The following is a 1,422-nucleotide window of genomic DNA, read 5'->3' as shown; positions in this document are numbered from 1 at the left end:
ACAAAATCCGTTCTATCGTCATGGCAGTCAAAAATCGGGACTACAACTGAACGCTTGTTTTTTAAGCACAGAAATCGCTGATTTAGCCCTACCAAATCCGACGACACAATGTTTGCTGACGCTCTCCCATCAGCAGCCATGGGTGGAGCTCTCCAATCTGAAGCAACGGTCCGCCAAGACGCCTTTGGACTCGTGGAACTCCGGACTCTCGAATTCGTTTCCCCGATTTAACCGTTATGACAACACCCTCATACCAAGAGTTCACGCTGAAGCCCTTCAGCAAACGAAGCAATACAAGGGCTCTCCTTCAAATTGCCAACACGCTGATTCCGTATGGGCTGTTGTGGTGGCTCATGCTTCAAGCAGCAGCGGTGTCTCTCTGGCTCACTCCGCCGTTTTTGATCATTCTCAGCTTGTTCTCGCTGAGAAGTTTTTCGCTAATGCACGATTGCGGTCATGGATCGCTGTTCGAAACAGCACGGCTAAATCGGATCTTCGGGTTCCTTCTGGGCGTCGTTAACGCGATTCCGCAGCTCTCTTGGTCGATCGATCACGCCTATCACCACAAGACCAACGGCGACTGGGAACGTTATCGAGGGGTTGCTGATTTCCTCAGCCTGGATGAATTTCAAAACCTCAGCCGCAAAGAACAGAGGATTTACGAAACAACCCACCACCCACTAATGGCCATTCCAGGTGGATTTTATTACTTAGCGATCAAACCAAGACTCGACCTCTTGATTGGGCTCATCAGTCCAAAAAATCGCATGTGGGGTTCAAGAGAGGAATTAAATGATCTTTGCCTGAGTAATTTATTTAGCCTGATTGCTGTGATCTGCCTAGGATGGTGGATTGGCTTCGGATTGTTCCTTAGCCTTTACAGCGTTGTTCTTTGCCTAACAGCCAGCAGCCTGATTTATGTGTTCTACGTACAGCACATTTTTGAAAATAGCTACGCCAATCCAAGCCAGGGATGGAGCCCAATGCGTGGTGCATTAGAAGGTTCGAGCTTGCTCGTTCTCCCACCGATACTTCAATGGTTTACAGCCAGCATCGGATTCCACAACATCCATCATCTCTGCGAGCGCATTCCTAATTACAATTTAGAAGCCTGTCATCAGCAGAATCAGCACCTCTTACAAAATGTGCCGACGTTGACACTAGGAACCATGCTGCAATGCTCAAAATTCCTCTTGTGGGACCCTGCCAAAATGAGCCTTGCTGAAATTCCATCTCAAGATAAACTGAGTGCGATTTAGAAATTTTGAGGGAATCTATTTCAATTAATATTTAGAAATTTCCCCCTTACCTGAATTTAATTTATAGCAAAGTTACCAAAATACTATTCTATTATTAGGAGTCAATATTTCCCATATTTCCACACTAATCCACCTCCTAGATGACCAAAAACTTTCCTTCAAT

At 45.9% G+C, this 1,422-nt stretch carries 1 protein-coding gene; it reads left to right on the top strand.

Going from position 1 to position 1,422, the window contains the following annotated elements; translation table 11 throughout:
- The first annotated feature begins 236 nt into the window (after positions 1-236).
- Positions 237-1,259 carry a fatty acid desaturase gene (locus tag WH5701_RS16230; protein WP_006169828.1) on the top strand — a complete coding sequence of 341 codons (1,023 nt, stop codon included), beginning with the start codon at positions 237-239 and terminating at the stop codon, positions 1,257-1,259.
- The last annotated feature ends 163 nt before the right edge of the window (positions 1,260-1,422 follow it).

Origin of the sequence: Synechococcus sp. WH 5701 (assembly GCF_000153045.1) — a bacterium.
Classification (GTDB): Bacteria; Cyanobacteriota; Cyanobacteriia; order PCC-6307; family Cyanobiaceae; genus Regnicoccus_A; species Regnicoccus_A antarcticus.
This window is presented reverse-complemented; position numbering and strand designations above follow the sequence as displayed.